The following is a 5,577-nucleotide window of genomic DNA, read 5'->3' as shown; positions in this document are numbered from 1 at the left end:
CAAATCATTAAGAGCTGTTTCGAAATCAACATTTTTTATTTTTTGATAAATATCGATAATATCAAAAGCCTTATCACAAGACCAACAATAACATTTATTTTGGTTATTAATAGTCATTGATTTTTTGCTTTGGCTTTCGTGAAATAAACAATTAAAACGAAAATTATCAGAACTAATATTAAGATATTTTAAATATTTTAAAATATTAATCTCTTTAATATATTCTAATTTATTAATCATAATTCATAATTTTTGATTTTGCTAATTGTTTTACCATCTTTACAATATCTAGTTAATTTTATTAATTTACCTGTTTGTGAATCAAAATTATAAATGGCTTGAAGCCTTTTACCATCAGAACGATAATAAGTTAATTCAATTTTATTTCCTGTTTGAAGATCGTATTCACAAATAGATTTAATAGTTTTACCATCGTCACAATAATTTATTTTTTTTGATTCCATCTTTTTAATTCCTTTTTTTATTTAAATAATTTTGTTAAAACAAAACGAGACTCTCTTACAGTTCATTTTTTTGGAACACCCTGTAATTTCATTTTAGACTCTCTGGCAGTTCTTTATTTTGAGACTCAATCATTTCTATTTTATCTGAACCAAATAAATTTTCAGCTGCTTTTATAATTTCTTTAGGATCAGGTTTGTATAAAGGTTTATTACTATTTATTTTATAAAAAATAGTATTTTGATAAATGTAATTTTGTAAATTTTCATCTTGAGTCTTATTAACCCAAGTTTTAAAAGAATTATGCGGATTACATAAAAAAATAGCTAGTTTATTATTCCATAATTTACGTTCTTCTTTAAATTTCGCCATAGTTTCTTTTCCAACGGTAAAACCTTCTAAATTACAACCAATAACAGCCTCGATACATTGATGACTTCGAACTTTATACATATTAAACTCATCATAAATATCAATATAAACATCATCATCATCACTATAATTCAACGGTTCAAAACCAAAATTAGTTTTAGCATAATTAAATTTAATTTGATCAGCAATCATTAAAGCAATTATCAGTTTAGATTTACCAATCTTTGTATCGCCTTCAATAATAATTGTTTGACATCTACCTTTATCTTTTAAAGTTAAATATTGTTCTCTTACTAAAGTAATAATATTTTTAACATCTTCATTATCTAAATCATAACTTGTTAATGGATAAAGCTTTTTTAACTTAGCCAACGGATCAATAGTACGTATAAAATATGTATTAATATTTTTTTCTATTTTAGTAATACCATCATAACGAATTTTATTTCGAGTCTCATCTAAAAAATTATATATTTCTTGACGCATATTTTGAGTAGTTAATTTTTTATCCAAATTAAATCTTTCTCTTAATTTAGTAATAAAATCATGAAAACTTTCTTCTTGTTCTTTTATTGTTTCTTGTGACACTTCTCGTTTATTATCAAATGAACCTAATTCAAATAAAATATTATATTTTTTTTTATCATCTTTAATTTCATAAATAAAAGACTGAGGAGAAATACAATTTGTAACATTAGCAATAAAATTATCAAAATTAAAACGTTCAGAATTTCTCCAATCAGGTTTTTTATCTAATATTAATAAAACCTGTATTTTAGATTCATCTTTAATTTCAACAATTAATAAATATTTAATTTTATATAAACCAACTTGAAATTGATTAATAAAAAAAGGTTTAAGTCTATCCAAATCATGACTTAAACCTGGTAATTCGATTAAAAGATTTTTATATCGAATTCTAGTTTTTATTTCTTTCATTGGTAGTGTCTCTTTCTAATATGTGTTAATTAATTTTTACACACAAACAAACAACCCAAAAGGTAGAGACACTACCACGCATACACAAACCTTTTGAACTTTGTTTCTATATAAAAAAAAATTAATTAGAAAGTAAAAATATTTTTATAAAATGAGAAAACTAAAATTACATAATTTAAAATGGCGTTCAACAAAATAATAACATATTAATAAAAAAATGTCAAGAAAAATTTAGTTTTCTCAAACGCCATTTTGTTAAACTACGTATCTTCTTGACTTTTAAATTTTATCATAATAATTAAAAAAAAAAAAAAAGCAAGCGGATTTATTTTTAAAAACTATAAAAGTAAAAAAACAATAAATCAAGTGGGGCGGGGTGCATTTATACATTTATTACCTAAAATTCATATATTTTACTGCCCCCCATTGTTTTAAAATTCATGGGGTGCAGTGGGGTGCAGTGGGGTGCATTTTTTAATTGCACGATATGATTTATTGGGCATAAATATGTACTGCCCCCCGCCCCCCTTCGTTTTTTTTTTTTTTTTTATAGATAAAAAATTTATAATTTTCCTCGTGCTCTTTTTTTTTCTTTTTGAAACAAAAAAGACCAATGCATTCCAAAAGTCTTTTGACTGACTTGAGAAATACATTGGTCATAAATATTATATTTATTTATATTGATTTATTTTAAAAATTTATAATCCTACTGCTAACATCGGTAATAAAGTAGTTGCACTTCCACCGCTCATTAAAATGCCAGCTCCAATCAGTAAACCAATTCCTGTTAAACCTAAACCTATTTTTAATTTTTTATTAAATTCTTCTTCATCGTCTTCATTATCATTATGTTTATCTTCTGGTTTGTTTTCTATAATTTTTTTCAAATTTTCTGATGTTTCTTTTAATTTTTCTTGATATGGTAATTCTTCGTTATTTAAATTTTCTAGTTTTTTATCAATATTAAATTTAAATAATTTTACTAATTGAACGTGTAGTTTTGTTAATATTTTGTTTTCTTGTTTTAATTTTTCAGTTATTAATAATTGTTCATAATTTTCATTATATGTTTTTTGTAAATTTACAACTGTTTGTTTTTGAGATGCAAATACTTTGTTAGTATAAGTTTGTTTTTGTTTTGTTGTTTGTTTTTCGATAGTTGTTACACTAGGATTTTGCCAAAATTTTATTAATAATCCTAATAAGAATAATAAGATGGCCCACAAAATAGATATCACAAGCCATAATAAATATTTTAAAATAGCTATCATTGACCATAATTTATAATTATTTATTTTTAATTTAATATTTGTTTGGTTCATTATAAGTTTTCAATGTCTTGTTCTGTTAACAATTTAGCATTAGAAGGACAAAGAAAACCATTTAATTCGCGTTTGTTTGGATCTATGAATTTTTGTGTATTTAATACTTTTTGTATAAATTTATTTGCCATTTCTCGTGTTCGCCAAAATATATATACGTTTTCGGCGCCGCTAGTTGCTTTTATTACTTCATCATAAGTATATTTATCCCAATCTAAATCAGTATCATCTCCGTTAAAACGTTTACCTTTATCAAAATATATACCTACTAAATCGCAAGGTGGATGTTTTACTTCAGTCATAATTCGAACTTTATCATTGTTTTCGTTAAATGAAGGATTAGAACAAATCCAACCTTTATATTCAGGATTTAATTTTTTAATAAATTTATGCATTAATGTAGCTTTTTCAGGATTATTTATAAAAAGTTCCCATGTAATGTTTTTTAAATCATAATATTTTGATTCAAATTCGCTATCAGGAACAATATAATGATGAAATTTTGTTTTAAAATTATTTTCTATTATTTCTTCTTGAATTTGGTTTATTTGTTTTTGTTTTTCAGTATTTGTAATTTCTTTTGATGCTTGTATTTTTTCTATTTGTTGAAAAAGTTCTTTTATTTTTTTATTAACAACACAATTAGGACATGGTAAAGTAACAGGTATTTTCTTCTCAACTATTTGTATATTGTCAGAAATAGTTTCGTTATTTATTTCAATATCTTTTCTATTATCTTCAATATGTTTCATAGAAATAAGAATGTATGAAGTCAGAAGCATAATGATTAATAAAAAAATCAAAATAATACTAATAAAGATTTTATTTTTTTGTGGTTTTAAATTCATTAATTTTACTTCTTTCTATTTGTTTTTTTAATTTCCCGTTTTGTAATCTTAACATTAATAATTCTTTATTTACATCTAGGTTTGGCGTCTTTTCATTGGTTGTTACTTTAGTATTCGAAATCATTCTTATTAAACCCTTAATAAATATTTTAACTAAAAAGACTAATGGTTTAATAAGAATATAATTAATTATTTTGTAAATTATTTTTATTATTGTTTTTAGGAAACTAAAAGCAATGCTTGAATATAATAAAACTGTTCCGATTACTAAAAGATAAATTAAGCCCAATAAGAATTGAAATATCGTTTGCATGCTTTCTATCGATAAACCTTTAATGTTTCTGATGCCTGTTAATTTATCATATATATCGATTCCGAATGTTATAATAACATTGTATGCATTTTTAAAAAATTCTATAATTTGTTCTAAATCTAAATGATTAAAAATATTTTGCATTTTTTTATTATTAACTCCTCTAATGATTTGTCTATATATTACTTTCGCTCGGGAAAGTTACAGTAATATATAGACTTTTTTTTTGAGTTTTTTTTGTTTATATAACAAAAAAAGAACTCTACAAACCAACCAAAAGCCTTTTTTTAATTGTCTGTAGAGTTCTTTTTTATTAATAATATAACTTTAAATAAAATTATATTATTAATAATTTGTTATTTTTGGCTTTTGGTTTGATTATGTTTTTATTATATAAAAACTTTTTCATAATTTAACAATAAATTTTTTTGTAAAGATTACTGTTATCATTTCTTAATAAATCGTCTGCATCTTTAAACGGATAATGACTAGGAATTTGTTTAATGATATTAGGTATGTTTTCGTTATCTAATTGTTGTTTTAAACGTAAACTATTAATTAAACCACTTTCATCATCATCTAAACCAATGATAACTGTGATATGATTAGTTTTTAAGAAATCAACCATTGATTTTGATAAATAACTTTTAATAGTTATTAAACCGACAACGTTTTTAATATCGTTTTGATGACAACTAATAACATCAAAGAACCCTTCATGAATAATCATTGTTTGGGTCTCTAAAATAGTTTGTTGTGCTTGAAAAAAACCGTATGGATAATAAAAAATACTATCTGGATTTTGATTAATTAAAGCTTTATATTTAGGATTAAAAGGCGTTATTGCTTGATAATTATATTTATATAAATGTTTAATATCACTTGTTTCATGATGAAACACAGGTAAAACAAAACCATCAGTTAAACTATCATAATAAAAATTTTGTTTTTGATTATATTTTATTAAATCAAATAATAATAAATGTTCTTTATTCTCTTCTCGAAATAATTTTAATAATTTATTATTATTTTTATCACTATAACCAATTTTAAATGTTTGTATTGTTTCTAATGTTATTTTTCTTTTTGACATCAAATAATTTAACATATTAGAATTATTTAAAAGAGATTCATGATAAAATTTAGCTACCTTATTAAAAAACACCTGTTTTTGGGCCAAAATCGGCGGCGTTAAAAATGGCCGAGACCCAATGCAATGGTTATCCTTGTTAGTGGTCCTAATAGCTCTAATTTTTGATGTTTGAGGCCTTATAGAAGGTGTTTTTAATTCTTCAAACTCTTTTTTGTGTGATATTAAAAA

7 protein-coding genes are annotated in these 5,577 nt (G+C 23.2%); all 7 read right to left on the bottom strand.

Going from position 1 to position 5,577, the window contains the following annotated elements; all coding sequences use genetic code 11:
* Positions 1-240, bottom strand: a 240-nt coding sequence (locus tag Q2306_RS02515; protein WP_323847965.1) for a CHC2 zinc finger domain-containing protein, incomplete at its 3' end; no start/stop codon positions are given.
* A complete protein-coding gene (locus Q2306_RS02510; RefSeq protein ID WP_323847964.1) occupies positions 237-464 on the bottom strand; it encodes a DUF2963 domain-containing protein in 228 nt (75 codons plus the stop codon). The genes Q2306_RS02510 and Q2306_RS02515, both read right to left, overlap by 4 nt.
* Before the next feature lie 88 nt (positions 465-552).
* The gene (locus Q2306_RS02505) at positions 553-1,773 is read right to left on the bottom strand and encodes a hypothetical protein (RefSeq protein WP_323847963.1); all 1,221 of its coding nucleotides are present in this window, start codon (positions 1,771-1,773) and stop codon (positions 553-555) included.
* Between the two features lie 698 nt (positions 1,774-2,471).
* Positions 2,472-3,095 (bottom strand): hypothetical protein, encoded by a 624-nt coding sequence (locus Q2306_RS02500; RefSeq protein WP_323847962.1) that lies wholly within the window; start codon positions 3,093-3,095, stop codon positions 2,472-2,474.
* Positions 3,095-3,943 carry a hypothetical protein gene (locus Q2306_RS02495; protein ID WP_323847961.1) on the bottom strand — a complete coding sequence of 283 codons (849 nt, stop codon included), beginning with the start codon at positions 3,941-3,943 and terminating at the stop codon, positions 3,095-3,097. Before Q2306_RS02495 ends, Q2306_RS02500 begins: the two co-directional genes overlap by 1 nt.
* On the bottom strand, positions 3,918-4,400 hold the full coding sequence (locus Q2306_RS02490) for a hypothetical protein (protein WP_323847960.1): 483 nt from the start codon (positions 4,398-4,400) through the stop codon (positions 3,918-3,920). The genes Q2306_RS02495 and Q2306_RS02490 overlap by 26 nt, the downstream gene beginning before the upstream one ends.
* Positions 4,401-4,668: 268 nt before the next feature.
* On the bottom strand, positions 4,669-5,577 hold a 909-nt coding region (locus tag Q2306_RS02485; protein WP_323847959.1), incomplete at its 5' end, for a toprim domain-containing protein.

Source organism: Phytoplasma sp. (genome assembly GCF_035187685.1).
Taxonomy (GTDB): Bacteria; Bacillota_I; Bacilli_A; order Acholeplasmatales; family Acholeplasmataceae; genus Phytoplasma.
This window is presented reverse-complemented; position numbering and strand designations above follow the sequence as displayed.